Source organism: Nitrosomonadales bacterium (assembly GCA_016716325.1).
In the GTDB taxonomy this organism is placed as follows: domain Bacteria; phylum Pseudomonadota; class Gammaproteobacteria; order Burkholderiales; family Gallionellaceae; genus Gallionella.
In genome coordinates this window covers 1,089,912-1,116,405 of record JADJWO010000001.1, presented here as the reverse complement: position 1 = coordinate 1,116,405, position 26,494 = coordinate 1,089,912, and the positions used below count along the sequence as shown (strand labels likewise).

Here is a 26,494-nt window from a genome sequence, read left to right as displayed (position 1 = left end):
CCGATATAGAGGCCGCGTTCCTGCACGGCAACGCTTAATCGAGCATTGCGAGGTTGGTGTTGCGCAACAGGTTCAACTGCGTCACGAATTTGTCCGATACGGACTGGAATGCGACTTTGTGAACGCTGTCGATCGGATGGGCATCGGGCAAGGCAACACGCAACGGGTCGCGTTGTACGCCATCGATCTTGAGTTCGTAGTGCAAGTGCGGGCCACTGGAAAGGCCGGTCATGCCGACATGACCGATCACGTCACCCTGTGCGACGCGTTGGCCGCGATGCAACCCCTTGGCATAACGGGACAAGTGACCGTAGACGGTGGTATGGCGGCCCGGATGGTTGACCATGATGACTTTGCCATAACCGTTCTGGTTGCCGATATAGGAAACCACGCCATCGGATGTCACCTTGACGCGGGTGCCGATCGGGGCGGCGAAATCCACGCCCTTATGCGCACGGACCTTGTTCAGCACCGGATGGCGGCGCGACAGACTGAAACCGGAACTGACGCGCGAAAATTCGATGGGGGAGCGCAGGAAAGTCTTGCGCACGCTCTTGCCTTCCGGGGTGTAGTAATCGCCGTGGTGCGCGTCCGTCTGGAAATACACGGCGCGGTAGACCTGACCCTGATTGACGAACTCGGCTGCCTGGATACGCCCGGGGCTTACCAGTGCGCCGTTGCTGTAGCTCATTTCGTATATCACGGTGAATCTGTCGCCGCGTCTCAGATCGTGGTGGAAATCGATATCGCCGCTGAAAATCTCGGTCAATTGCTGGGATGCGGCATCCGGCATCCCGGCGGCATCGGTGGCCGCATACAGATTGGTCTGGATCTCACCGGTACGCACGAACAGACGTTTTTCCAGTTGTGCCGGCAGTGTACGCGTCCGGAATTCTTCGCCCTGCCTTTCGACTACCATTTGCGCGGCGTCGTCACCCAGAAAACGCAACGCAATCAGTCCACCGGATGCGTTGGTCTCGGCTTGCACTTCGGCTCCGGCAGGCAGTATGCGGAAAGGCCCGGCTTCCGCCGCGTTGCGCAGGTATGCGCTGGCGGCATCGTCTTCGATATTCAAGCGGCGCAGCAGATCGACCACGGTATCGCCGCGTTGCACACGTTCGTTACGCCAGAAACTCGTGGCTGTGTCGGCCAGCAACGGGGTCACCTTGGGGAGAGCGATCTCTTCGATGGATATCTTGCTCGAAGTCAGGTTGAGCTCATTTTGCGGTACCAGGCCGAAGGCCGTGACCACGCCCAGCAATGGCATGGTGGATAAGGTGACGAACCAGCGCAATTTCATTTTGCGTTCTTGGCTGATCAGGTTTTGGGTTAACATTCGCGGCTCCTTGGGGCGCTTCTGGTATTGTCTGGCAACGCACAGCATTTTCAATGGGTGCGCACTTTACCAGAAAGGGGTACGACCTCAAAACCGGTCTGATGGATGGAGGGCGGGAAAATCGAGCGGCGAAGCATGGCCGACGAACGGTAATGAATCAGGAACGAACGGCAATCTCGTGATTGCCGGATTTATTTCGATGGTGGATTTGATGGAAACGAAACTGCAGGATGCAATGTCACTGATCAAGCGTGGAGCCCAAGAGCTCCTGCTGGAGGAAGAATTGAAACAAAAGCTTGCGCTTGGTCGTCCACTGCGCGTCAAGGCCGGTTTTGATCCTACCGCCCCGGATTTGCACCTCGGACATACCGTGCTGCTCAACAAAATGCGACAGCTGCAGGATTTGGGGCACCACGCGCTGTTCCTGATCGGGGACTTTACCGGCATGATTGGCGACCCGACCGGGAAGAATGCCACCCGACCACCGCTGTCGCGCGAGCAGGTGCTCGCCAATGCACAGAGTTACAAGGATCAGGTGTTCAAGGTACTGGATCCGGACAAGACCGAGATCGTGTTCAACTCTGTGTGGATGGACAAGTTCAGCGCGGTCGACCTGATCAGGCTGGCCGCAACTCACACCGTAGCGCAGATGCTGGAACGCGACGATTTCGGCAAGCGCTATCGCACCAGCCAGCCGATCGCCATCCATGAATTCCTCTATCCGCTGGTGCAGGGTTACGATTCCGTCGCGCTCAAGGCCGACCTTGAGCTGGGCGGTACCGACCAGAAGTTCAACCTGCTGATGGGACGCGAATTGCAGCGGCATTTCGGCCAGCCCGCGCAATGTGTGCTTACCATGCCATTGCTGGAGGGGCTGGATGGCGTCAACAAGATGTCCAAGTCGCTCGGCAACTATATCGGTGTGACCGACGCTCCGCAGGATATGTTCGGCAAGATCATGTCGGTTTCCGACGAGTTGATGTGGCGCTACCTCGAACTGCTCTCCTTCGAAAGCCTGGCGACCATCGCCAAATGGAAAGAAGAGGTGGCGGGCGGGCGCAACCCGCGCGACATCAAGGTGCTGTTCGGACAGGAAATCGTCGCTCGCTTCCACAGTCAGAGGGCGGCGGAAGACGCGCTGGCCGAGTTTGAAGCCCGCTTCCGGAAGGGGGTGCTACCGGACGACATGCCTGAAATCGCAGTCTCCGGTACGGATGGTCACATCGGCATCGCCCAGCTCCTCAAACAGGCCGGGTTGGTCGCCAGTACTTCCGAAGCGAACCGCATGATTGATCAGGGCGGCGTCAAACTTGATGGCGAGAAGGTCAGCGACAAAGCCTTGCAGGTCAAGGTGGGGGCAGTCGTGGTGGCTCAGGTCGGCAAGCGCAAGTTCGGGCGGGTCACGGTCAGGTGAATTTAGAGGTTGTGTAATAACCCGTTGTTTTGTAGAATCGCGCCCTCAATTTTTTGGTAAAAGGTAGTTTGTCGATGACAACCGTACGTGTAAAAGAGAATGAGCCGTTCGAAGTGGCGATGCGCCGCTTCAAGCGTTCCGTGGAAAAGACCGGCCTGTTGACCGAGTTGCGTGCCCGCGAGTTTTACGAAAAGCCCACCGCAGAACGCAAGCGCAAGCTGGCTGCTGCCGTGAAGCGCCATTACAAGCGCCTGCGCAGCCAGACGCTGCCTCCCAAGCTGTATTGATCGCTTCCATGACTGACGCCGCAATCCGTTGAGGTTGCGGCGTTTGTTTTTCGATGAGCCTGAAGCAACAGATCAGCGATGACATGAAAGCCGCGATGCGCGCCAGAGAGACGGCGCGCCTCGGGGCGATTCGTCTTTTGCTGGCCGCGATGAAACAACGCGAAGTGGACGAGCGCATTGAGCTGACAGATGCGGATGTGGTCTCCATCATCGAAAAGATGTTGAAGCAGCGCCGCGATTCCATCAGTCAGTATGAGGCGGCCGGCCGTCAGGATCTGGCGGACGCCGAGAAATTTGAAGTTTCCGTATTGCAGGCATACATGCCGCAACAGTTCAGCGAATCTGAGATTATCGCCGCCATTGCCGATGCGATTGCATCTACCGGTGCCGCCGGCATGCAGGATATGGGCAAGGTCATGGGCTCGTTGAAACCCAAGCTGGCCGGGCGGGCCGACATGGGCAAAGTCTCTGCATTGATTAAAGTGCAGCTTTCCAAGTAATCCCGATTCAACCATCCCGCGGCTGATTGCCGTGCGGTGATAAAGGCGGTGTTGGCTTGTGATTCCAAAAAGTTTCATTCAGGATCTGCTCAATCGCCTCGATATCGTGGATGTGATCGAGCGCTACCTCCCGCTCAAGAAAGCTGGCGCCAATTACGTTGCCTGCTGCCCGTTCCACAATGAGAAATCCCCTTCGTTCACGGTAAGTCAGGCCAAACAGTTCTACCACTGTTTCGGTTGCGGCGCGCATGGCACGGCAATCGGGTTCGTGATGGAACACGTCGGCCTTGGCTTCGTCGAGGCGGTCGAGGAACTGGCGCGCGGCGTCGGCCTGGAAGTGCCGCGCGAACGTACCCCCGCAGGCGAAGCCTCCCGGAAAATCGCGCCCGATCTGTATGAGGTGATGCAGACGGCGACGCGTTATTACCGCGAACAGCTCAAGCAGTCTCCGCGCGCGATCGATTACCTCAAGCGGCGGGGACTATCGGGCGAAGTGGCCGCGCGCTTTGGTATCGGTTACGCGCCGGACGGATGGCAGAACCTTGCTGGTGCCTTCCCTGACTATCAGAACGATACGCTGAATGAGACCGGTCTGGTAATCAGTGGTGACGATGGCAAGCGTTACGATCGCTTCCGCGACCGTGTCATGTTCCCCATTATCAACGTGCGCGGGCAAGTGATCGGCTTCGGCGGGCGCGTGCTGGACACGGGCGAGCCCAAATACCTCAATTCGCCGGAAACGCAACTGTTCGAGAAAGGGCGCGAACTGTACGGGCTGTTCCAGGCGCAGAAGGCGATCCGTGCCGGGCAGCGCGTGCTGGTGGTGGAAGGCTACATGGATGTGGTGGCGTTGGCGCAGCATGGTGTGGAGTATGCGGTCGCAACACTGGGTACCGCCACTACGCCCTACCATGTGCAAAAGCTGTTGCGCCTGACCGAACATATCGTGTTCTGCTTCGACGGCGACAAAGCGGGGCAGAAGGCGGCATGGCGCGCTCTGGAGAATGCGCTGCCCTATCTGCAGGACGGCAAGCGTATCAGCTTCCTGTTCCTGCCGGTCGAGCATGATCCGGACAGTTTCATCCGCGAATTCGGCAAGGAATCTTTCGAGCAGCGCGTGCAGGAAGCGATGCCGCTGTCGACCTACCTGTTGCGCCAGATTGGCGAGGGGTTGGATCTGCATACCCAGGAAGGGCGCAACCAGTTGTTGCAGCGCGCCAAGCCGTTGCTGACGGCGATCACTGCGCCCGTTGCGGCGTTGTTGTTGCGCAAGGAGGTTGCAGTGCTGGCCGGCGTGAGTCAGGCGGAACTGGAGGCGTTGTATGAGGTCAGACCGGTCGCCCGTCCGGCTCGCGCTGCCATCCAGAAGGCTGACCGGGCGCAGTTGTCGTCGCAACGGATATTGTTGCAATGCCTGATCGCCAAACCCGAACTCGTCGCGCAGATGCCTGCCGATTGGCAAGGCGATGGATCTGAGGCTGAAGTGATATCGGCAATATTGGCGATATCCAGAGAGTCGGAATTTGCCCTGAGCGGTTCGGCGCTGATGCAGTTCTTCGAGGGGACTCCACATGAGAAGCTGCTGGTCTCGGAACAGGTTCTGGTGCTGGAATGGGGTGACGAGTTTGATGTGGACAAATGGTTTTCGGATGCATTGAAAAAAATCCAGGAAAGCGGCAAGCCGCAACAGCGCCAAGCATTGGAGAGCCGATTTGCAAACCGGAGCGTGCAGGATATGAGCGTGGCAGAACGTGAAGAATATATGAAGCTGCTTCAGCGGAATTAGACTTTCAAGTTCTGGCGAACGGGAATTCCGGGTCTTTTCATGAGGATGGAGAAAGTGTTGGGTGAATCGGGTATAATCCGCCGCTTTTCGACGGCTTTACAATAACTTCGGTCGGCAGTCGGCGCAATCGGGAATAAGAATTATGACAAAGCTCAAGGACAAGAAAAAACAGGACAAGAAACCGGCGGTCGTGGTCGAACAGCCGGTCGTTGACCAAACTCAGGACATGGAGGCCCGGCGTACTCGCCTGAAGGCCCTGATCATGCTGGGCAAGGAGCGCGGCTACCTGACCTATGCGGAGATCAACGATCATCTGCCGGATATGCTCGAGGTCGAGCAGATCGAGGGCGTGGCAAGCATGATTAACGACATGGGCATCAAGGTCTGCGATGTCGCACCGGACGCCGAAACGCTGATCATGACAGATGCTACGCCGGCCGCTGCGGATGAGGATGCCGCCGAAGAGGCTGAAGCCGCGCTGTCTACGGTGGATTCCGAGTTCGGGCGTACCACTGACCCGGTGCGTATGTACATGCGTGAAATGGGTACGGTCGAGTTGCTTACCCGCGAAAAAGAGATCGAGATCGCCAAGCGGATCGAGGAAGGCCTGAAGCACATGATCCAGGCAATTTCCGCGTGCCCGGCCACGATAGCCGAGATCCTTACGTTGGCGGCGAAGATCGAAAGCGACCAGATGCGTGTCGATGAATTGATCGATGGTTTTGTGGATGCCGAAGACGAGGCGACCATCGGGGAAGATGAAAGCGATGACGAGGAGGAAGACGAAGAGTCTGATGACGACGTCGGCGAAGAGGAAGACGAAGAAGCTACGGCAGCCGCAGCCGCAGCCAATCTGGCGCAGCTGAAGGCTGATGCGCTGGCGCGCTTCGAAGTGATCGCCGGCCTGTTCACCAAAATGGGCAAGGCTTACGAGAAATACGGTTACCGCAGCAAGCAGTACGACAAGTTCCAGGCGGCGATTTCAGAAGAACTGATGAATTTCCGTTTCTCGGCCAAGCAGGTGGATGCATTGTGCGACACCATGCGCAGCCTGGTTGAGGAGGTGCGCCGTAGTGAGCGCAGCATCCAGGATATGTGCGTGGTCAAGTGCAAGATGCCGCGCGCCCACTTCATCAAGACCTTCCCCGGCAATGAAGATAATTTGCAATGGGTCGCGCAGGAGCTGAAGACCAAGAAATCCTATGTCGAGGCGCTGGATCGCTTCCAGCACGCTATCGTGGAGCAGCAGCAGCAGTTGCTTGCATTGGAGCAACGCGTCGGCATTCCGATCAGGGATCTGAAAGAGATCAACAAGCAGATGACCAACGGCGAAGCCAAGGCACGCCGCGCGAAACGCGACATGATCGAGGCCAACCTGCGTCTGGTGATCTCCATCGCCAAGAAATACACCAATCGCGGCCTGCAGTTCCTCGACCTGATCCAGGAAGGCAACATCGGCCTGATGAAGGCGGTGGACAAGTTCGAATACCGCCGCGGTTACAAGTTCTCGACTTATGCGACATGGTGGATCCGCCAAGCGATCACCCGTTCGATCGCCGACCAGGCGCGCACCATCCGTATTCCGGTACACATGATCGAAACCATCAACAAGATGAATCGCATCTCGCGCCAGATCATGCAGGAAACCGGTCTGGAACCGGATGTGGCGACGCTGGCCATCAAAATGGAGATGCCCGAAGATAAAATCCACAAGATCCTCAAGATCGCCAAGGAACCGATCTCGATGGAAACGCCGGTGGGCGACGATGACGATTCGCATCTGGGGGACTTCATCGAGGATTCCAACACCACCGTGCCGGTCGATGCCGCGGTTTACGAAGGGCTGCGTAATGCAACGGCAGACATTCTGGACAGCCTGACGCAGCGCGAAGCCAAAGTGTTGCGTATGCGCTTCGGCATCGAGATGAATACCGACCATACCCTGGAAGAAGTGGGCAAACAGTTCGACGTGACGCGTGAACGTATCCGTCAGATCGAGGCCAAGGCATTGCGCAAGCTTCGCCACCCGTCCCGTTCGGAGCGGCTCAAGAGCTTCCTCGATAGCGAAGGTTGATCGTTTACGGGTCGTTAGCTCAGTTGGTTAGAGCAGAGGACTCATAATCCTTTGGTCCGCGGTTCAAGTCCGCGACGACCCACCACTCAGGGGATTGGCGCAATAGCCAATCCCTTTTTTCTTGATGAGGCGTTCTGTGCCGTGATTACCAAGTTGTCAGAGAGTGCATTGCGCCGCAAGGCTCGCCTCGAATCGTTGCCTGTAATCGAGTTTCCTGCCGACCTGCCGGTCGTGGCGCGGCGCGAGGATCTGGCACGCGCGATCGGCGAACATCAGGTGGTGATCGTGTGCGGCGAGACCGGCTCGGGCAAGACCACGCAATTGCCGAAGATCTGCCTGGCGTTGGGGCGCGGTGTGAAGGGTTGCATTGGTCACACCCAGCCGCGCCGTGTCGCAGCACGTTCGGTGGCTTCGCGCATCGCGCACGAGCTCAAGACCGAACTGGGCGGTGCGGTCGGTTACAAGGTGCGTTTCAACGACAGGGTGTCGGCCGATACCAGCATCAAGCTGATGACCGATGGCATCCTGCTTGCAGAAATACACAGCGATCCGCTGCTACGCGGTTACGACACCATCATTGTCGATGAAGCGCACGAGCGTTCGCTGAACATCGATTTCCTGCTGGGCTACCTGAAACAATTGCTGCCGCGCCGTCCCGAGCTGAAACTCATCATCACCTCGGCGACGCTGGATGCAGACCGTTTTGCGAAGCACTTCGGTGCACAGGTTGTCGAGGTGTCCGGGCGCAGCTATCCGGTCGAGGTGCGCTACCGCCCGCCGCAACAGGATGAGGAAGGAGACACCCAGAATGTGCCGCAGGCGGTGGGTTCAGCGCTGGACGAACTTGCAGTGGGAGGGCTCAAGGGCGATGTACTGGTATTCCTGCCCGGTGAGCGCGAGATACGCGACACGGCCGAGGCGCTGCGCAAGCAGCGTCCCAAGGGGGTCGAAATATTGCCGCTGTTTGCCCGGCTGTCGACAACCGAGCAGGACAGGGTGTTCAAACCGGCTTCCGGGATGCGCCGTGTGGTGCTGGCGACCAACGTCGCCGAGACCTCGCTGACCGTGCCCAATATCGGCTACGTGATCGACACCGGCGTGGCGCGCATCAACCGCTACAGCATCCGCCAGAAGGTGGAGCAACTGCATATCGAGAAGATCTCGCGTGCGGCAGCCAATCAGCGCGCCGGACGCTGCGGCCGCGTCATGAGCGGTATCTGCATCCGCCTGTATGGCGAGGAGGAGTTCACGCAACGCGCCGAGTTCACCGATCCCGAGATATTCCGCGTCTCGCTGGCTACCGTCATCCTGCGCATGAGTGCGCTGGGACTGGGCGATGTGGTCGAGTTTCCCTTCATCGAACCGCCGGGTTCGCGCGCCATCGCCGACGGGTACCAGTTGCTGCATGAACTGAATGCAATCGACGAGCTGCGACGACTCACCAAGCTGGGTCATGAGTTGGCGAAACTTCCGCTCGACCCCAAGATCGCGCGCCTGTTGTTGGCCGGCAAGCAGTACCAGTGTCTGACCGAGATCGTCATCATCGCCAGCGCTTTATCCTTGCAAGATCCGCGCGACCGCCCCGCGGAACGGCGCGAGGCGGCGGATGCCGCGCACCAGCGCTTCAACGACGAGCGTTCGGACTTCCTCGCCTACCTCAAGTTGTGGGCATGGTTCCAGAACGCGGTCAAACACAAGAAGAGCAACAAGCAATGGGCGACCGAGTGTCGCGACCATTTCCTGTCTCCGCTACGCCTGCGCGAATGGCATGAGCTGCACCAGCAGCTGCATGCACAGCTCGCAGAGATGAACGTACGCTTCAACGAACAGCCTGCAAGCTATGAGCAGATCCACAAGGCATTGCTCACCGGGCTGATCGGCAGCATCGGCACGCGTGCGGTGAACGAGCCGTATTACCTTGGCGCAAGAGAGACGAAGTTCTTTATCGCTTCGAATTCGGTGCTGGCGAAAAAGGGCGCGAAGTGGGTGCTGGCGGCGGAACTGATGGAGACCACACGCTTGTATGCGCGCTGTGTGGCGCGCATCGAGCCGGAGTGGCTGGAAGAGGTCGGCGCACACTTGGTCAAGCGCAGTTACTTCGACCCGCACTGGGAGAAGAAAGCTGCGCAGGTCGCGGCCTGGGAACGCAGCACGCTGTTCGGCCTGCTCATCAATCCGAAGAAGCGCGTGCATTACGGCCCGATGGACCCCAAGGAATCGCGCGCCGTGTTCGTCCGCACCGCGCTGGTGGAAGGCGAGTTCAACACCCAGGCGCCGTTCTTCGCGCACAACCAGAAACTGATCGCCGACATCGAAGCGCTGGAACACAAGTCTCGCCGTCCAGATGTGCTGGTAGATGACGAACTCATCTTCGCTTTCTACGATGCGCGTATCCCGGCCGGTATGCATAACGGTGCGGATTTCGAGAAGTGGCGCAAGGAGGCCGAGCGCGAGAATCCCAAACTGCTGTACCTGAAGAAGGACGACCTGATGCGGCACGAGGCGGCCGGCATCACCACCGAACATTTTCCGCCGCAGTTGCAGATGAACAATGTGAGCTATGCGCTGGCCTACAACTTCGCGCCGGGCAAGAACGACGACGGCGTGACGCTGACCGTGCCGCAGGCGCTCATCAACCAGGTGCAAGCCGCGCGCTGCGAATGGCTGGTGCCGGGCATCCTGGCGGAGAAGGTGGCGCAACTGCTGAAGTCGCTGCCGCAGAGATTGCGCCGCCATTGCGTACCGGTGCCGGAGTTCGCCGCCGCCTTCTGTGTCGCAGTGAAACCGAACGATGTCTCGCTGTTGCAGGCCATCGCGAAATACATGCGCGAGCAGAAACAGGTCGATGTGCCGCTGGACGCCTTCCGTCTGGAACAACTGCCGCCGCATCTGCTGATGAACTTCCGAGTGATAGATGAACACGGACGGCAGTTGGGCATGGGGCGCAACTTCCTGCAACTGCGCGGGGAATGGGCACCCAAGGTGACGCTGGCCGCCAGCGCGCCGGTGAAGCAGGCGCAGGCTGCAGTCACGACCAACAAGGAACGCTACACATCCTGGACCTTCGGCGATTTCGCCGAGACCGCGCAAGTGCCGCGTGCCGGTCAGCAGGTGACGGTGTTCAACGCGCTGCACGACGAGGGCGATGCCGTGACGCTGCAAGCCTTCGATACTGCGGACGAAGCGCAGGCCGTGCATCGTGCCGGATTGCGCCGCCTGTTCATGCTGGCGCTGAAGGAGCAGGTGAAGTTTCTGGAGAAGAACCTGCCGGACCTGCAGAAGATGGCGATGCTGTTCCTGCCCTTCGGCAGCCAGCAGGATTTGCAGCAGCAGATCCTCAACGTGACCTTCGATCGCTGCTGTCTGAACGATCCGCTGCCGGACAGTGAGAAGACCTTCAATGCACGCTGCAAGGATGGCAAGTCTCGCCTCAATCTGGTGGGGCAGGAGATCGCGCGCCTGGTTAACACGGTGCTCGCCGAACATCAGGCATTGCAGAAAGCATTGCCCGGCTTCAAGGCGCATGCCCAAGCGCAGCAGGATATCCGTCAGCAACTGGAAAGCCTGCTCGGAAAAGGCTGGATCGCCCATACCCCTTACGAGCGTATGCAGCACATGCCACGCTATCTGAAGGCCATCAACGTGCGGCTGGAGAAGCTGCGCGGCAACCCAGCACGCGACGCTACGAATCTGGCCCAGTTGCTGCCCTTGCAGCAGCAATGGCAACGCCGCCTGCAAGCCCGGCAAGGCACGCGCGACGAAAGGTTGGAGGACTTCGGCTGGATGTTGCAGGAACTGCGCGTGTCGCTGTTCGCCCAGGAATTGAAGACGCCGGTGATCGTATCGGCGAAACGTCTGCAGAAGGTATTGGATAGCCTGAACGGGTAGAATGCGCGCCTGTCACGGGTGCCGGAAGGTCTGAAGATGTCGAACAAGAAAGTAGATGTACTGCTGGTCGGAGCGGGCGTGATGAGTGCGACACTGGGCAAGCTGCTCGCGCAGCTTGATCCTTCGCTGAAGATATTGATGGTGGAGCAGCACACCAGGGTGGCGAACGAGAGCTCGCATGCGCTGCACAATGCGGGCACGGGCCATGCCGGCTATTGCGAGCTGAACTATACGCCGCAACTGGCCGACGGTAGCGTGAATATAGACCGCGCGCTGCAGATCAATGCGGCGTTCGAGATCTCGCTGCAGTTCTGGTCCTATCTGGTCGAGCAAGGCCTGCTGCCAACGCCCGAGAAGTTCATCAATCCGGTGAGGCATCAGAGCTTTGTCACCGGCGAGAAGGATGTGGCTTTCCTGCGCGCGCGCTACCAGGCCTTGCACAAGCACCATTTGTTCGAAGAGATGGAGTACAGCGAAGACCCTGCAGTGTTGCGCGAGTGGATGCCGCTGGTGATGCAGGGGCGCGATGCGAAACAGCCGGTGGCGGCGACTCAGGTGAAGCTTGGCACGGACATCGACTTCGGTTTCCTGACGCGCAAACTGGTGAAGTCGCTGCTTAAGCTGGAGAACTTCGAGCTGAAGATGAGTCACACGGTGGTGAGCATGAAGCAACATGCCGACGGACGCTGGCATGTACGGGTGAAGGATAACCACACTGACAAGGTGCGCACCATTGATGCCGGTTTCGTGTTTCTTGGTGCGGGCGGGGGCGCGTTGCCGCTGCTACAGAAGTCCGGCATTCCGGAGGGAAAAGGTTATGGCGGGTTCCCGGTCAGCGGCCATTGGCTGATCTGCCATGATCCCAAGGTCGTGCACCAGCATCACTCCAAGGTCTACGGTCGGGCGGCAGTGGGAGCGCCACCGATGTCGGTGCCGCATCTGGATGCGCGCATCATCGGCGGCGAGTCGGTGCTGATCTTCGGACCTTTCGCCGGCATCACCACCCGTTTTCTCAAGCAGGGTTCGCTGTTCGATCTGTTCTCTTCGTTCAAGACGGCCAACCTCAAGCCCATGCTGTCGGTGGCGCGCGACAACATTGATCTCACACGCTACCTGATGGGCGAGGCGCTCAAGTCACACAAGGATCGCATGGCGAGTCTGCGCGAGTTCTATGCGGATGCCGACGAGAGCCAATGGGAGCTTGCCGCCGCCGGGAAACGCGTGCAGATCATCAAGGATTGCCACCATAAGGGCGGCAAACTGGAGTTCGGTACCGAGATCGTGGCCTCGAAAGATGGCACGCTGGCAACCTTGCTGGGCGCTTCACCCGGTGCATCGACTTCGGTGCAGGCGATGATCGAGGTCATGGAGCGCTGTTTCAGGTCGCGCATGAAGACAGCCGGCTGGAAAAACAAGATGAAAGAAATGATCCCTTCGTATGGGGAGTCGCTGGACGCGAATGTGGCGTTGTTGCACGAGGTGCGCAAGCGCACACTGCATGCCCTGAAGCTGGAACGTACGACCGAGCCTTGAGCGAAGGTTCCCGGCGGGCCGGACTGCTTCCCGGATTCGTCGGGCGCAACGGCTTCGGGATGCATGAGGCGGCAGGCATCAGAAACCACTGCTGCCAGGTGCGGCTGAGCGGGATTTTCCGAGAAATCTTCTGGATGGCAACCGATGGCTGCCATCCGCTGGACTATAATCAGCGCGTGTTTTAACGCTATGAAAGACGAGGGTCGGATGGACGAGCAATTGCGTGAGGCGGCACTTCAATATCATCGCCGGCTTCCGGCCGGCAAGATCACGGTGGAGCCGAGCAAGCCGTTGCACACGGCACGCGATCTGGCGCTGGCCTATTCCCCCGGTGTGGCGGCCGCCTGCGAACTGATCGTGCGCGATCCGGCCGAGGTGCGCAACATGACCGCGCGCGGCAATCTGGTGGCGGTCATCAGCAACGGCACGGCGGTGCTGGGGCTGGGCAACATCGGCCCGCTGGCGGCAAAACCGGTGATGGAAGGCAAGGGCGTACTGTTCAAGAAGTTCGCCGGCATCGATGTGTTCGATATCGAGATTGCCGAGAACGACCCGGACAAGCTGGTGGAGATCATCGCGGCGCTGGAGCCGACCTTCGGCGGCATCAATCTGGAAGACATCAAGGCGCCGGAATGTTTCTACATCGAGCGCAAACTGCGCGAGCGCATGAAGATCCCGGTGTTCCACGACGACCAGCATGGCACGGCGATCATCGTCGGTGCCGCCCTGTTGAACGGGTTGAAGATGGTCGGCAAGGATATCGCGGCGGTGAAAGTGACGGTGTCGGGGGCGGGTGCGGCGGCGTTGGCCTGTCTGGATATCGTGGTCAGCCTGGGCGTACGCAAGGAAAACGTCATCATCTGCGACAGCAAGGGTGTGGTGTACAAAGGCCGCCCCCAGGGTATGGATGAGAGCAAGGCGCGCTATGCCGTGGAAACGGATGCGCGCACGCTGGACGACGCCATCGCGGGCGCGGATGTATTTCTGGGCTTGTCGACGGCCGGTGTGTTGAAGCAGGAAATGGTGATAAAGATGGCGGACAAGCCGCTGATCTTTGCGCTGTCCAACCCGACCCCGGAGATCATGCCCGAACTGGCCAGGGAGGTTCGCCCCGATGCGATCCTGGCGACCGGGCGTTCCGACTATCCGAACCAGGTGAACAACGCGCTGTGTTTCCCGTATATCTTCCGCGGTGCACTGGATGTGGGCGCTTCCACGATCAACGAGGCGATGAAACTGGCGGCAGTACATGCGATCGCTGAACTGGCTGAGGCGGAACAATCTGCCGAGATGTTTTCGGCCTACAAGGAAGACGACCTGTCTTTTGGCGAGGATTACCTGATCCCCAAACCGTTCGATTCGCGCCTGATCACGCGCATCGCACCAGCCGTGGCGCAGGCTGCGATGGACAGTGGCGTGGCGAGCCGGCCGATTGCCGACATGGCTGTCTATCGCGAGCAACTGTCCTCCTTCGTGTATCACTCCAGCATGCTGATGAAGCCGGTATTCGCGGCCGCCAAACGCGCGCCGAAACGGCTGGCCTACGCAGAAGGCGAAGACCCGCGCGTGCTGCATGCGGTGCAGACCGTCGTGGACGAAGGCCTGGCCCTGCCGATCCTGGTCGGTCGCCCGGCGGTGGTGGAGCAGCGCATCGCCAAACTGGGCTTGCGCATCCGTGCGGGACAGGATTTCGAACTGGTGAATCCGGACAGCGATGCGCGTTACCGCGATTACTGGACCGAGTATCACCGCATGCGCGGGCGCCATGGTGTGACTCCGCTGGTGGCGCAGCGCGAGATGTTGCGCCGCCCCACGCTGATCGCCGCCATGCTTCTGCATATGGGCGATGCCGATGCGATGCTGTGCGGCACGGTCGACCAGCCGCTGTATCATCTGCGCTATATCGACGAAGTGATCGGCCGCCGTCCCGGCAGCAGCGTGTACGGCGCGATGAACATCCTGCTGCTGCCCAGGCACACGCTATTCATCTGCGACACCCATGTGAACCTCGATCCGAGCGCGGAGCAGATCGCCGAACTGACGCGGCTGGCGGCTGAAGAGGTGCGCCATTTCGGGTTGGTGCCCAGAGTGGCCCTGCTGTCGCATTCCAATTTCGGCAGCCACGACGACGCGCCGGCGCGCAAGATGGCCGAGGCCAGGTCGCTGTTGTCCGTGCAGGCTCCGGAGCTGGAAGTGGAAGGCGAGATACATGGCGATGCGGCCCTGTCGGAAGCGATGCGAGAGCACATCTTTCCGGAGGCGCGCCTCAAGGGATCGGCAAACCTGCTGATGATGCCGAATCTGGATGCGGCGAATATCGCGTACAACCTGCTCAAGATGACGGCAGGCGACGGCATCACGATAGGCAGCATTTTGCTGGGTGCGAGAAAATCCACTCATATCCTGACTTCGACGGCGACAGTGCGCCGCATCGTCAACATGAGTGCGCTGGCGGCAGCCGGCGTGGCAACAAGGAGCGAATGATGGACAGGCAGGAAGCGGAAATACTGGGCGAGGAAATGGAAATCCTGATGCAGGAGCGTACCGCATTGCTCAGGGTGGCTGGTGCGGCTGCTGTGCTGGTGGCGAATACCGATCCCGAGTCGTTGCCCGAGCAGGCGATGGATGCGGCAGAGGAATTGTCGGAAGCGCTGAATGCGTTGCCCGAAGAGACGCTGAAAGACGCGCTCGAATCGGTGCATGCCGAACCCGAATAGAGACCGGATGGAAAACCGCGCAGGATTGATATTGACCGGCGGCGGTGCGCGAGCTGCGTACCAGGTTGGTGTGCTCAAGGCAATAGCGGAGTTCCTGCCGCGCCGTGCGCGTAACCCGTTTCCGGTCATCTGCGGAACTTCTGCCGGCGCGCTCAATGCCGCGACGCTTGCGGTCAATGCGCGAAGCTTCCGCAAGGGAGTGCGCCACCTCGATAACATCTGGAAGCATTTCCATGCCGATCAGGTGTATCGCACCGATGTCGTGGGCGTGTTCAACAACAGCGTGCTATGGCTGGCCGGCGTGCTGCTGAGTGCGTTCGGCATCAACCGGCTGAAGCAGATATCGCTGCTCGACAATTCGCCGTTGATCGAATTGCTGGAAGAGATCATGCCTTGCGAACTGATCCAGCAGAACATCGACGACGGACTGCTGCGCGCGTTGAGCATCACGGCATCGGGTTACGATTCCGGGCAGTCGGTCTCTTTCTATCAGGGGGTGTCCGACATCGTCCCCTGGCGCCGCACGCGGCGCATCGGCATCCCGACGATGATCGAGTGCAAGCACCTGCTGGCCTCTGCTGCATTGCCGTTCTTCTTCCCGGCGACCCCGATCAACCGCGAATATTTCGGCGACGGCTCGATGCGGCAGATTGCGCCGATCGGCTCGGCGCTGCATCTGGGGGCGACTCGCATCATGGTCATCGGGGCCACCACCAACGGAAAAGACACGCAGTTCAAGCGCGGCGATACCGACAACTACCCGTCGCTGGCACAGATTGCCGGTCATGCACTGAACAGCATTTTCCTCGACAGCATGGAAGTGGATATCGAGCGGGTGCAAAAGATCAACGAACTGGTCGAGATGATGCCCGAAGAGATGCGCATACGCAGCGGCCTCAAGCATGTCGACATGCTGGTGATTACGCCCAGCCAATCCATCGAAAAGATCGCCGCGCAGTATGTTTCGGAGTTGCCGTGGACGATACGCATCCAGTTGCGCCTGGTGGGCGCAATGCACCAGAGCGGCGCGACGCTGATCAGCTATCTGCTGTCCGAACAGAAGTACTGTCGTGCGCTGATCGATCTCGGTTATCAGGACGCCCTGGGGCGTCGCGATGAAGTCATGCGTTTCCTCGATGCGAGGCCGGGCCGGGATAAAGGGGCGATGCCATGACGACAGATACCGTACCTGGCCGAACCTGGCAGTTGCTCGGGTTGCTGGCGGATGGGCAATTCCATTCTGGTCAGGCGTTGGCGCAGCAGTTGGGGATTTCGCGCGCCAGTGTATTCAATGCGCTGGCCGGTATTGCGGATTACGGCGTGACGTTGCAGCGGATACGCGGACGCGGTTACCGCCTGGCGCGGCCGTGGCAGCGGCTGGATGAACGCGAGATCGCGCGCTGGCTGGGCGGGGACAGCGGGCGATTCGATATCGAGATCGTTCCGCAGACTGCATCCAGCAATACCCTGTTGCTGCAGCGCGCGATGCTTGGCGCGCCATCGGGTAGTGTGGTGGCGGCGGAGCTACAGACTGGCGGACGGGGGCGGATGGGGCGGGCGTGGCATTCCGGACTGGGCTCCGCGCTGACCTTCTCCCTGTTATGGCGCTTCGACTGCGGGTTGAATGCGTTATCCGGCCTGAGTCTGGCGATCGGCGTAGCCATCGTGCGTGCGCTGAGCGGACTGGGGGCGCAAGACATACGATTGAAATGGCCGAACGATGTCCTTGCCGGGCGCGGCAAGCTGGCCGGCGTGCTCATCGAGGCGCAAGGCGACATGCTCGGTCCGAGTGCGGTTGTGGTCGGCATCGGCTTGAACTGTACGTTGCCGGCCAATCTGGCACGGCAGATCGACCAGCCTGCCAGCGCGCTGGAGGACGTGTGCCGGGACATGCCGACACGCAACCGTTTGCTGGCGGTTCTGCTGCATGAGTTGTCTGCCGTATTGTGGCAATTCTCACAACAGGGCTTCGGCGGTCTGCGCGAGGAGTGGCAGGCTCTGCATGCATACCAAGACAAACCGATCAGCCTGAGCGTGCCGGACGGATCGAGGATCGACGGGATCGCGCGCGGAATAGGCGAGCGCGGGGAATTGTGCGTGGAAACCGCACAAGGCATGCGAATGTTCAATACGGGTGAAGTGGGGGGGCGATGAGATTGCTGATCGACGCGGGCAATACGCGTATCAAGTGGGCGCTGGTCGAGGGAGAGGAGTGGCTGCGCAACGGCGCATTGGCGGTAGGGGACGCGGTGGAATTGCGGCAACGGCTCGATGGCCTGCAGGGTGTGCAACAGATATGGGCAAGCAATGTCGCAGGGGAAGCGGTCGCCCAGCATATCCGCAATATCCACCCGACCCGGCCCGAGCTTGTCCGTTTCATCGTTTCATGCGGGGAGCAGTGCGGCGTAAGCAACGGATATGCCGTCCCGTCACGGCTGGGCAGCGATCGCTGGGCGGCCTTGATTGCGGCATGGCATCTGGTGGGTGGTAGCTGTCTGGTGGTGAATTGCGGTACCGCGATTACGGTGGACGCCCTGTCCGGTAATGGGAGATTCCTCGGCGGGTTGATCCTGCCGGGCCTGGAGCTGATGCAGCGCGGCCTGACCGACCTGCCGGCGCAACTGGACCGGGCAGGCGGCGCCTATGCGGCGTTCCCGCTCGATACCGCGGATGCGCTGTTGAGTGGCGCCATCCAGGCCGCCTGTGGGGCGATAGAGCGGCAATATGCGCTGCTCGAAGACGAGCGGGTGCCGGTGATATTGAGCGGCGGCTCGGCAGGAACGTTGCAGTCGTATCTGGCGCGGGGGCGGCTTAACGCGAAGTTGCGTCTCGTGGATAATCTCGTCTTGCAGGGATTGCTGGTGATCGCACGGGAAGCGGGTGAGTGATGAGAACGATATTCTGGATTTTGCTGTTGGCGAACGTGTTCTTTTTTGCAGCCATGCAACAGGGATGGTTCAAATTTTCCGACGAGAGGGAAGTGCAGACCCTGCCCGCATTGCACGAGGAAAAAATACGCTTGCTGGAGATGCCGAAGAGCGCCGCCGTTGCGGCGGTAACCATTGTCACGCCCGTCATTGTGCCGGAGACGGCGGCCACTTCTGCCGCAGCGGCATCACCCAAGGTCGAGTCAAAAGAAGGGATGTGCGTGGAGTGGGGCGATTTTTCCGGGGCCGACCTGACGCGCGCCACAACGGTTCTGGCCGGCCTGAAGCTGGGCGATAAATTGGGTCAGCGCCAGATCGAGCGCAACATCGGATATTGGGTATATATGGGGCCGCTACAGGACAAGGCTGCAGTGGATCAGAAGATTTTGCAACTCAAGGCGCGAAAAGTTGACGAGTATTTCGTGGTGCAGGAAGAGGGGCAATGGCTGAACACGATTTCGCTTGGCGTGTTCAAGACCGAGGAGGCGGCACGAAAATTTCTCGAGGAGTTGAGTGGCAAGGATGTGCGTACCGCCAAGATCGGCGAGCGTGCCAGCAAACTCAAGTCCACCGTGTTCGTATTGAACAATCCAGACGCGGTAACCATCGCCAGATTGGCTGCAATCAAGAAGGATTTCTCCGGAAGCGAGTTGAAGAACGTTCCGTGCGCGAGTATCCTGCCGTAATGCCCGGGGGGTGAAGTCAGTGGCCAGCGCATAAAAACATGCGCTGCCGATAGCCCGGCACGTGTTTTTTAGTAGATCGAGTGGAGTTTCAAATGAAGAACGGTAATCAATTTGTCTATGCCTTCGAGAAGGGCGACGGAAAAAATAAAATGCTGTTGGGCGGCAAAGGCGCAAACCTGTGTGAGATGACGCAGATCGGTCTGAACGTTCCGCCGGGTTTCACGATCACGACCGAAGCATGCCTGTCTTATCTGGATGCAGGGCGAACCCTGCCGAACGGTCTGATGGATGCAGTCAGGGAGCAGATGGGGGCGCTGGAGAAGAAAACCGGCCAGGGGTTCGGCGATGCGCATAATCCGCTGCTGGTGTCGGTACGTTCCGGTTCCGCCATGTCCATGCCGGGTATGATGGACACCATCCTGAACCTGGGTATGAACAAAGATACGCTGCAAGGCGAAATCGAGCAGACCGGTGACGAGCGCTTTGCTTATGATGCATACCGCCGTTTCATCCAGTTGTTCGGAAAGGTTGCGCTGGGCATCCCCGATGTCCTGTTTGACGAGCCTTTCGAGGCGATCAAGAAGCGCGAAGGCGCCAAGGAGGATGTTGCGCTCTCGGCAGAGAATCTGAAAGAAGTGACGGAAATCTTCCTGGAGGTGGTCAAATCCCATACCGGTCGGGGTTTCCCGGACGACCCTTATGAGCAGCTCGAGTTGGCGATCAAGGCCGTGTTCAATTCGTGGTCGGGCAAGCGCGCTGTCGATTACCGCCGTGAGTTCAATATCACTCCTGACATGGCCAACGGCACGGCGGTCAACGTTTGCACCATGGTGTTCGGCAATCGCGGCAATGATTCGGCCACCGGTGTCGCATTTACCCGTAATCCAGCTACCGGCGAGAACCTGCTTTATGGTGAATATCTGGTCAACGCGCAGGGCGAGGACGTGGTGGCAGGCATACGCACACCCAAACCGATCGCGCAGATGGCGGAAGAGATGCCCGATCTCCATCGCCAACTGGAAGAGCTCCGCAACAAACTGGAGCGTCATTATTCCGAGGTGCAGGATTTCGAGTTCACCATCGAGAAGGGCGTGCTTTATTGCCTGCAGACGCGCAATGGCAAGATGAACACGCAGGCGATGGTGCGTACCTCGGTCGAGATGGTCGAGGAAGGTCTGATCTCCAAGGAACGCGCATTGCTGCGCATCAATCCGGAATCGCTGGAGCAGATGCTGTTCCCGCGCCTTGATCCCAGAGCGAATGTGCAGCCGCTGGCCAATGGTTTGCCCGCCAGTCCGGGCGCCGCTTTCGGCCATGTCGTGTTCGATGCGGACCGTGCCGAATCGCAGGGCAAGACCGGCAAGCGAGTCATCCTGCTGCGCGAGGAAACCAAGCCGGAGGACATCCATGGATTCTTCGCCTCGCAAGCCATCCTGACCAGCCGTGGCGGCAAGACCAGCCATGCTGCGGTGGTCGCGCGCGGCATGGGAAAACCCTGTGTCGCCGGCGCGGAAGGGATCGAAGTGGATGTGCAAGCGCGTCGCGCTTACATCGGCGATGTTGTCGTCAAGGAAGGCGATATCCTTACCATTGACGGCACATCGGGCAATGTCTATCTCGGCGAAGTACCTACCGTGGAGGCCGAATTCACCGACCAGCTCGTCACCCTGCTTTCCTGGGCGGATGCGGAGGCGCGCCTGAAGGTCATGGCCAATGCGGATATTCCAGAAGATGCGAGACGCGCCCTGAAATATGGCGCGATGGGCATCGGACTGTGTCGTACGGAACGCATGTTCAATGCCTCTGACCGCCTGCCTATCGTGCTGGAGATGATTGTTTCCGAAACGGTCGAGCAGCGTCAGGCTGCGCTGGACAAACTGTTGCCGATCCAGCGCAAGGACTTTATCGAGCTGTTCAAGACGATGTCGCCGAATTCCGTGACGGTGCGCCTGCTTGATCCGCCGATCCACGAGTTTCTGCCGTCCGAACAGCAATTGCTCTCGGATCTGGAGCAGCTTCGTCATTTGCGCAATTCCATGCGCGGCGCGGAGATTCTGGCGGATACCATCAGTTTGCTCTATCCGGGGGGCGTTCCGGAAGGCGGCTTGCCTCAAGTACATATAGTCGCCGATTCGTCGTTGGTCGATGAAGCGATCGAGAAGAAAGAGGCGATCCTCAGGAAGGTGCGCGCCCTGTTCGAGGTGAACCCGATGCTGGGGCATCGCGGCGTGCGCCTCGGCATTACTTTCCCAGAGATTTACGCGATGCAGATACGTGCGGTGTTGGAGGCGGCCTGCCAGTGCCAGAAGGATGGTGTCGAGGTGCATCCCGAGATCATGGTGCCGCAAGTGTGTACTGCGCAGGAGCTCAAGTCGGTGCGCGCCAATGTGGAGAGCATCCGCAAGCAGGTCGAGCAGGAAACCGGCATCGCGCCGATCTTCAAGTTCGGGACGATGATAGAGGTTGTGCGCGCTTGCATGCGAGCGGGTACGCTGGCCGAAGAGGTCGAATTCTTCAGCTTCGGCACCAACGATCTGACGCAGGCCACGTTCTCGTTCTCGCGCGAAGATGCGGAGAACAAATTCCTGCCCATGTACAACGAGGTCGGTATTTTGCAGGACAATCCGTTCGAAGTGCTCGACTCGCACGGTGTCGGTAAATTGATGGAGTTGGCCGTGGGGTGGGGGCGTGAAGTGAAGCCCGGTCTGAAGGTTGGCATTTGCGGCGAACACGGCGGTCATCCCGCTTCGATCCGTTTTTGCCACCAGGTTGGACTCAGCTATGTTTCATGTTCCGGGCCACGTGTGCCGATCGCCCGTTTGGCGGCTGCACATGCCAAGTTGCTGGAGGGTAAATAGCCTTTCACGAACGCGGTGGCCGGATTCTGGATTGACAAAACAGGCTGAAATCTGGAGAATGCCGCGCTCTTCGCGGTGATATAGCTCAGGTGGTTAGAGCGCAGCACTCATAACGCTGAGGTCGGTGGTTCAAATCCACCTATCACCACCAAATGCAGTAAAGAAAAGCCCCGTTAATCGGGGCTTTTTGTTGAATAAGTTACGCCCGTTCACTATCGAAAGTATTTTTCAGGTGGGATTGCCTTGAAACGTCTCGGTGCGGTGCAAATCTTATGCGGATATGAATAAAAAAACTCCAGACAGGCTGGAGTTTTTTGTTTGCAGCGTTAAAGCCGGATTACTTGAACAGTTCTTTGACCATGAACAGGGAAAACAGAACGGCTATGATCATGGTGCCGACTGCACAAACTGTGGCGATAATTGACATGTTTTCTCCTCCCGAGAGAATTTAGGTTGAACATAACAACAAAACGACCGGACGAATCGTAGCACAAATTTTTTTTGTGTCAAACAATTGTGCCACGGCAAGACAAGCCCGGCGCGTTAAAGCGCAGACAAGGGGGAGGAGAGTCGGGAATTTTAAACGGCGGGGGCGGTAATCATCCGCCCTTCACATGCCGTTTATCAGTTTTTGAAAGCCTGAGTTACCATCCACACGGCAAAACCGGCCGAGAGCAGTACGGTGAAGAGGGATGCTACAGTAGCGATGATGTCCATTTCGTTTCTTTCCCTGAGTGTTGTTGTTATTGAACTCGGCTATTTAAAATAGTCGACTGAAACTTTTCGAATTATACAAGTTTTTTTGTCGGGATTACACGCAACTTGAGCAGGGAGATTGAAAAATCAGGTTGCCATGCCGCTCCGGTGCCGACAAGAAGTTATTTGATTATCCGGTATCATCATAACGTGTCTAAAAAGCTCTATATCAAAACCTATGGCTGCCAGATGAACGAGTACGACTCGGACAAAATGGCAGATGTGTTGCGCGCCTGCGAGGGAATGGTGCTGACCGACCGGCCTGAAGAGGCCGACGTGATCCTGTTCAATACCTGTTCGATCCGTGAAAAAGCCGAGGACAAGGTGTTTTCCGACCTGGGGCGCGTGCGCCCGCTCAAGTTGTCCAATCCTGATCTGCTGATCGGGGTGGGCGGATGTGTGGCCAGTCAGGAAGGCGAGGTGATCGTGCAACGAGCGCCTTATGTGGATGTGGTGTTCGGCCCGCAGACCTTGCATCGTTTGCCGCAATTGTTCCGTGCGCGGCGCGACACAGGCCGTGCTCAGGTGGACATCAGCTTTCCGGAAATCGAAAAATTCGATCATTTGCCATCCCCGCAAACGTCATCCGGCGCAGCTTTCGTTTCCATCATGGAGGGGTGCAGCAAGTATTGCACGTTCTGTGTGGTGCCTTATACGCGTGGCGAGGAAGTGTCGCGCCCGCTGGAAAGTGTGATGCGCGATGTGCGGGAGCTGGTTGCGCAGGGGGTGAAGGAGGTCACGCTGCTCGGGCAGAATGTGAATGCCTACCGTGGCGAGACTGAGGATGGTGACACGGTGGATTTCGCCTTTCTGCTGCAAGCCATCTCAGCGCTGGATGGCGTCGAGCGGTTGCGTTATACCACTTCGCATCCCAGGGAAATGACGCAACGCCTGATCGATGCATATGCGGACACCCCCAAGCTGGTCAGCCATCTGCACCTGCCGGTACAGTCCGGTTCCGACCGCATTCTCGCGGCGATGAAGCGCGGGTACACAGCACTGGAATACAAATCCATCGTGCGCCGGCTGCGCGCAGTACGCCCGGATATCTGCATCTCATCGGATTTTATCGTCGGTTTCCCCGGCGAGACCGAGCAGGATTTCGATGCGACGATGCAACTGATCGACGATGTCGGTTTCGACGTCAGTTTCAGCTTCGTCTACAGCCCGCGCCCCGGCACCCCGGCGGCCGAATTGCCGGACGAAACCCCTGCGGAAGTGAAATCGGCGCGGCTGGCGCGCCTGCAGACGCGCATCGACGAACTGGAGCGCCAGGTTAATCAGTCCATGCTTGGCACGCTACAGCGCGTACTGGTCGAGGGTGTGTCGAAGAAAAACGTGCAGGAACTGGCTGCGCGTACCGACAATAACCGCATCGTGAATTTTCGCGGCTCGCCGGGCATGATCGGACGCTTCGTCGACGTGCGGATCGTCGAGGTGGTGCGACACACGCTGCGTGGCGAGCTGCTTCGGGAGGCACAGTGAACGAGCCCGCACAGCCTTTGCAGTTTGCCTTGGATCCGGTGGATAACCAGCGGCTGGCCCACCTGTGCGGCCCGTTCGACGAGAACCTGCGTCAGATCGAGAACGCGCTGGAAGTTGGCATCGCGCGGCGCGGTGAACATTTCAGCGTGCAGGGCGCGCAGGCTGAACTGGCACGCAAGGTATTGCAGGATTTTTACCGCGACGCCAGAAACGACATCACGCTGGAACGTCTGCAGCTCGGCCTGATCGAGGCGATGAAGTGGCATGCCGAGGCGCCGCCATCCGGCGATTTCGTGCCGCTGCTGATGACGCGCAAAGCAGAGATCAGGGGGCGCACCCCGCGCCAGAATGCTTATCTGCAGGCGATCCAGGAACATGACATCACATTTGGCGTCGGCCCTGCGGGAACCGGCAAGACCTATCTGGCCGTGGCCTGTGCAGTGGATGCGTTGCAGCGCGAAACGGTGCGTCGTCTGGTGCTGGTGCGGCCGGCCGTGGAAGCCGGCGAAAAACTGGGGTTCCTGCCGGGTGATCTGGCGCAGAAGGTCGATCCTTATCTGCGTCCTTTGTATGATGCGCTGTACGATCTGATGGGAATGGAAAAAGTCAGTCGCGCATTCGAGCGCGGCGTGATCGAGATTGCGCCGCTGGCCTATATGCGCGGGCGCACGCTGAACCACTCCTTCATCATTCTCGACGAGGCGCAGAACACCACGCCCGAGCAGATGAAGATGTTCCTGACCCGCATCGGTTTCGGCAGCAAGGCGGTGATCACCGGCGATGTCACCCAGATCGACCTGGTGCGCGGGCAAAAGAGCGGACTGGTTGAGGCGCGCGATGTGCTGAAAGAGGTGCGCGGCATCGTGTTCAGCGATTTCATGGCCGAGGATGTGGTGCGCCATCCGCTGGTGCAGAAGATTGTTACCGCCTATGAGCATCATGACCGGAAAAAGAACACATAAACTTTCCCTGTCCGTGCAATATGCAAGCGATGCGCGGCAATTGCCGACGCGCGCGCAATGGCGCCGCTGGATATCGGCCGCCTTGCAGCGCGATGCACGCATGACGCTGCGCATCGTCGACGAGGCGGAGGGGCGGGAATTGAACAGGGCTTATCGCGGCAAGGATTACGCGACCAACGTGCTGACCTTCGTGTACGACGATGGAGACGTGTTAACCGGCGATGTGGCGATCTGCGCACCGGTGGTGGAGAGGGAGGCCGCCGGGCAGAACAAGGAGTTGCTTGCGCATTATGCGCATCTGGCCATTCACGCTGCGCTGCACCTGCAGGGGTACGAACATGATGAAGACAGCGAAGCCGCCGCAATGGAGGCCATGGAAACCGCACTGATGCTAAAATTGCGCTACCCCGATCCTTACCAGGTGAATTAAGCAATACGAATATGGACGATTCAGAGAGTAGCAAGCCCACCCTGTTGGAGCGTCTTTCCACGTTGCTGCTTCGCGAGCCCGAAGACCGCGAACAGCTTATCGAACTGCTGCATTCGGCCTATGAGCGCAACCTGCTGGACGCGGAGGCGTTGTCGATGATGGAAGGCGTGATGCAGGTCTCCGAGCGCCAGGTGCGCGAGATCATGATCCCGCGCGCGCAAATGGATGTCATCGACATCAGCGAGTCGCCGGAAAAATTCATTCCTTTCGTTATCGAAACCGCACACTCGCGTTTTCCGGTAGTGGACGGCGACAAGGACAACATCATCGGCATCCTGCTGGCGAAAGACCTGTTGCGCTATTACGCGGGAGAGGAATTCGATGTGCGCGACATGTTGCGGCCTGCGGTATTCGTGCCGGAAGCGAAGCGTCTCAACGTGCTGTTGCGCGACTTTCGCAGCAACCGCAATCACATCGCGCTGGTCGTGGATGAATACGGCGGCGTGTCCGGCATGGTGACGATAGAGGACGTGCTGGAGCAGATCGTCGGCGATATCGAGGATGAATACGACTTCGACGAGGATGAGGACAATATCATTCCGGACGGCGCGGGCATGTATCGCGTCAAGGCCGACACCGAGATAGTGGATTTCAATGAAGTACTCGGAACGGAATTCAGCGACGAAGAATATGACACGGTGGGTGGACTGGTGCTGAAAGCCGCCGGGCAACTGCCCAGGCATGGCGCACATATCCAGATCGGGGACATGACGTTCACCGTGTTGCGCGCGGATAGCCGCAGGCTGTATTCGCTGCTGGTGGAACGCAAAAAGACCGAGCCTGCCGCTTAGCGGA

The 26,494-nt window shown here is 59.1% G+C and carries 20 protein-coding genes and 2 tRNA genes; 21 read left to right on the top strand and 1 reads right to left on the bottom strand.

Going from position 1 to position 26,494, the window contains the following annotated elements; translation table 11 throughout:
- Positions 1–34: 34 nt before the first annotated feature.
- Positions 35–1,336 (bottom strand): peptidoglycan DD-metalloendopeptidase family protein, encoded by a 1,302-nt coding sequence (locus tag IPM27_05285; protein ID MBK9160961.1) that lies wholly within the window; start codon positions 1,334–1,336, stop codon positions 35–37.
- A 211-nt stretch (positions 1,337–1,547) separates the two neighbouring features.
- On the opposite strand from IPM27_05285, the gene IPM27_05280 reads away from it, so the two are divergent.
- From IPM27_05280 to IPM27_05180, 21 genes are all read left to right on the top strand, one after another.
- On the top strand, positions 1,548–2,750 hold the full coding sequence (locus tag IPM27_05280) for a tyrosine--tRNA ligase (protein ID MBK9160960.1): 1,203 nt from the start codon (positions 1,548–1,550) through the stop codon (positions 2,748–2,750).
- 74 nt (positions 2,751–2,824) lie between these two features.
- Positions 2,825–3,037 carry a 30S ribosomal protein S21 gene (locus IPM27_05275; GenBank protein MBK9160959.1) on the top strand — a complete coding sequence of 71 codons (213 nt, stop codon included), beginning with the start codon at positions 2,825–2,827 and terminating at the stop codon, positions 3,035–3,037.
- 53 nt (positions 3,038–3,090) lie between these two features.
- Complete coding sequence (locus IPM27_05270; GenBank protein MBK9160958.1) at positions 3,091–3,537, top strand: GatB/YqeY domain-containing protein; 447 nt, start codon at positions 3,091–3,093, stop codon at positions 3,535–3,537.
- A gap of 58 nt (positions 3,538–3,595) precedes the next feature.
- Positions 3,596–5,323, top strand: coding sequence for a DNA primase (locus IPM27_05265; GenBank protein ID MBK9160957.1), 1,728 nt, complete (start codon positions 3,596–3,598; stop codon positions 5,321–5,323).
- Positions 5,324–5,465: 142 nt separating this feature from the next.
- The gene (gene rpoD / locus IPM27_05260) at positions 5,466–7,397 is read left to right on the top strand and encodes an RNA polymerase sigma factor RpoD (protein ID MBK9160956.1); all 1,932 of its coding nucleotides are present in this window, start codon (positions 5,466–5,468) and stop codon (positions 7,395–7,397) included.
- A gap of 8 nt (positions 7,398–7,405) precedes the next feature.
- Positions 7,406–7,482, top strand: a tRNA-Ile gene (locus tag IPM27_05255).
- A gap of 56 nt (positions 7,483–7,538) precedes the next feature.
- Positions 7,539–11,285: an ATP-dependent RNA helicase HrpA gene (gene hrpA, locus IPM27_05250; protein ID MBK9160955.1), complete on the top strand. Its 3,747-nt coding sequence runs from the start codon at positions 7,539–7,541 to the stop codon at positions 11,283–11,285.
- A 36-nt stretch (positions 11,286–11,321) separates the two neighbouring features.
- Complete coding sequence (gene mqo / locus IPM27_05245; GenBank protein MBK9160954.1) at positions 11,322–12,818, top strand: malate dehydrogenase (quinone); 1,497 nt, start codon at positions 11,322–11,324, stop codon at positions 12,816–12,818.
- Complete coding sequence (locus IPM27_05240) at positions 12,815–13,003, top strand: hypothetical protein (protein ID MBK9160953.1); 189 nt, start codon at positions 12,815–12,817, stop codon at positions 13,001–13,003. Before mqo ends, IPM27_05240 begins: the two co-directional genes overlap by 4 nt.
- 22 nt (positions 13,004–13,025) lie before the next feature.
- The gene (locus tag IPM27_05235; GenBank protein MBK9160952.1) at positions 13,026–15,302 is read left to right on the top strand and encodes an NADP-dependent malic enzyme; all 2,277 of its coding nucleotides are present in this window, start codon (positions 13,026–13,028) and stop codon (positions 15,300–15,302) included.
- On the top strand, positions 15,302–15,535 hold the full coding sequence (locus IPM27_05230; GenBank protein ID MBK9160951.1) for a hypothetical protein: 234 nt from the start codon (positions 15,302–15,304) through the stop codon (positions 15,533–15,535). The genes IPM27_05235 and IPM27_05230 overlap by 1 nt, the downstream gene beginning before the upstream one ends.
- Positions 15,536–15,542: 7 nt before the next feature.
- Positions 15,543–16,709 carry a patatin-like phospholipase family protein gene (locus IPM27_05225; protein ID MBK9160950.1) on the top strand — a complete coding sequence of 389 codons (1,167 nt, stop codon included), beginning with the start codon at positions 15,543–15,545 and terminating at the stop codon, positions 16,707–16,709.
- Positions 16,706–17,689 (top strand): biotin--[acetyl-CoA-carboxylase] ligase, encoded by a 984-nt coding sequence (locus IPM27_05220; GenBank protein ID MBK9160949.1) that lies wholly within the window; start codon positions 16,706–16,708, stop codon positions 17,687–17,689. Before IPM27_05225 ends, IPM27_05220 begins: the two co-directional genes overlap by 4 nt.
- Positions 17,686–18,423 carry a type III pantothenate kinase gene (locus IPM27_05215; GenBank protein ID MBK9160948.1) on the top strand — a complete coding sequence of 246 codons (738 nt, stop codon included), beginning with the start codon at positions 17,686–17,688 and terminating at the stop codon, positions 18,421–18,423. Before IPM27_05220 ends, IPM27_05215 begins: the two co-directional genes overlap by 4 nt.
- Positions 18,423–19,148 (top strand): SPOR domain-containing protein, encoded by a 726-nt coding sequence (locus tag IPM27_05210; GenBank protein ID MBK9160947.1) that lies wholly within the window; start codon positions 18,423–18,425, stop codon positions 19,146–19,148. The genes IPM27_05215 and IPM27_05210 overlap by 1 nt, the downstream gene beginning before the upstream one ends.
- A 92-nt stretch (positions 19,149–19,240) precedes the next feature.
- Positions 19,241–22,006 (top strand): pyruvate, phosphate dikinase, encoded by a 2,766-nt coding sequence (locus tag IPM27_05205; protein MBK9160946.1) that lies wholly within the window; start codon positions 19,241–19,243, stop codon positions 22,004–22,006.
- 74 nt (positions 22,007–22,080) lie between these two features.
- Positions 22,081–22,157: transfer RNA gene (locus tag IPM27_05200), tRNA-Met, on the top strand.
- Positions 22,158–22,912: 755 nt separating this feature from the next.
- Entirely contained in the window at positions 22,913–24,247 is a 1,335-nt protein-coding gene (gene miaB, locus IPM27_05195; protein MBK9160945.1) for a tRNA (N6-isopentenyl adenosine(37)-C2)-methylthiotransferase MiaB, read from the top strand.
- Positions 24,244–25,209: a PhoH family protein gene (locus tag IPM27_05190; protein MBK9160944.1), complete on the top strand. Its 966-nt coding sequence runs from the start codon at positions 24,244–24,246 to the stop codon at positions 25,207–25,209. The genes miaB and IPM27_05190 overlap by 4 nt, the downstream gene beginning before the upstream one ends.
- The gene (gene ybeY / locus IPM27_05185) at positions 25,187–25,639 is read left to right on the top strand and encodes an rRNA maturation RNase YbeY (protein MBK9160943.1); all 453 of its coding nucleotides are present in this window, start codon (positions 25,187–25,189) and stop codon (positions 25,637–25,639) included. Before IPM27_05190 ends, ybeY begins: the two co-directional genes overlap by 23 nt.
- 11 nt (positions 25,640–25,650) lie before the next feature.
- Entirely contained in the window at positions 25,651–26,490 is an 840-nt protein-coding gene (locus tag IPM27_05180; protein MBK9160942.1) for a CBS domain-containing protein, read from the top strand.
- Positions 26,491–26,494 lie beyond the last annotated feature (4 nt).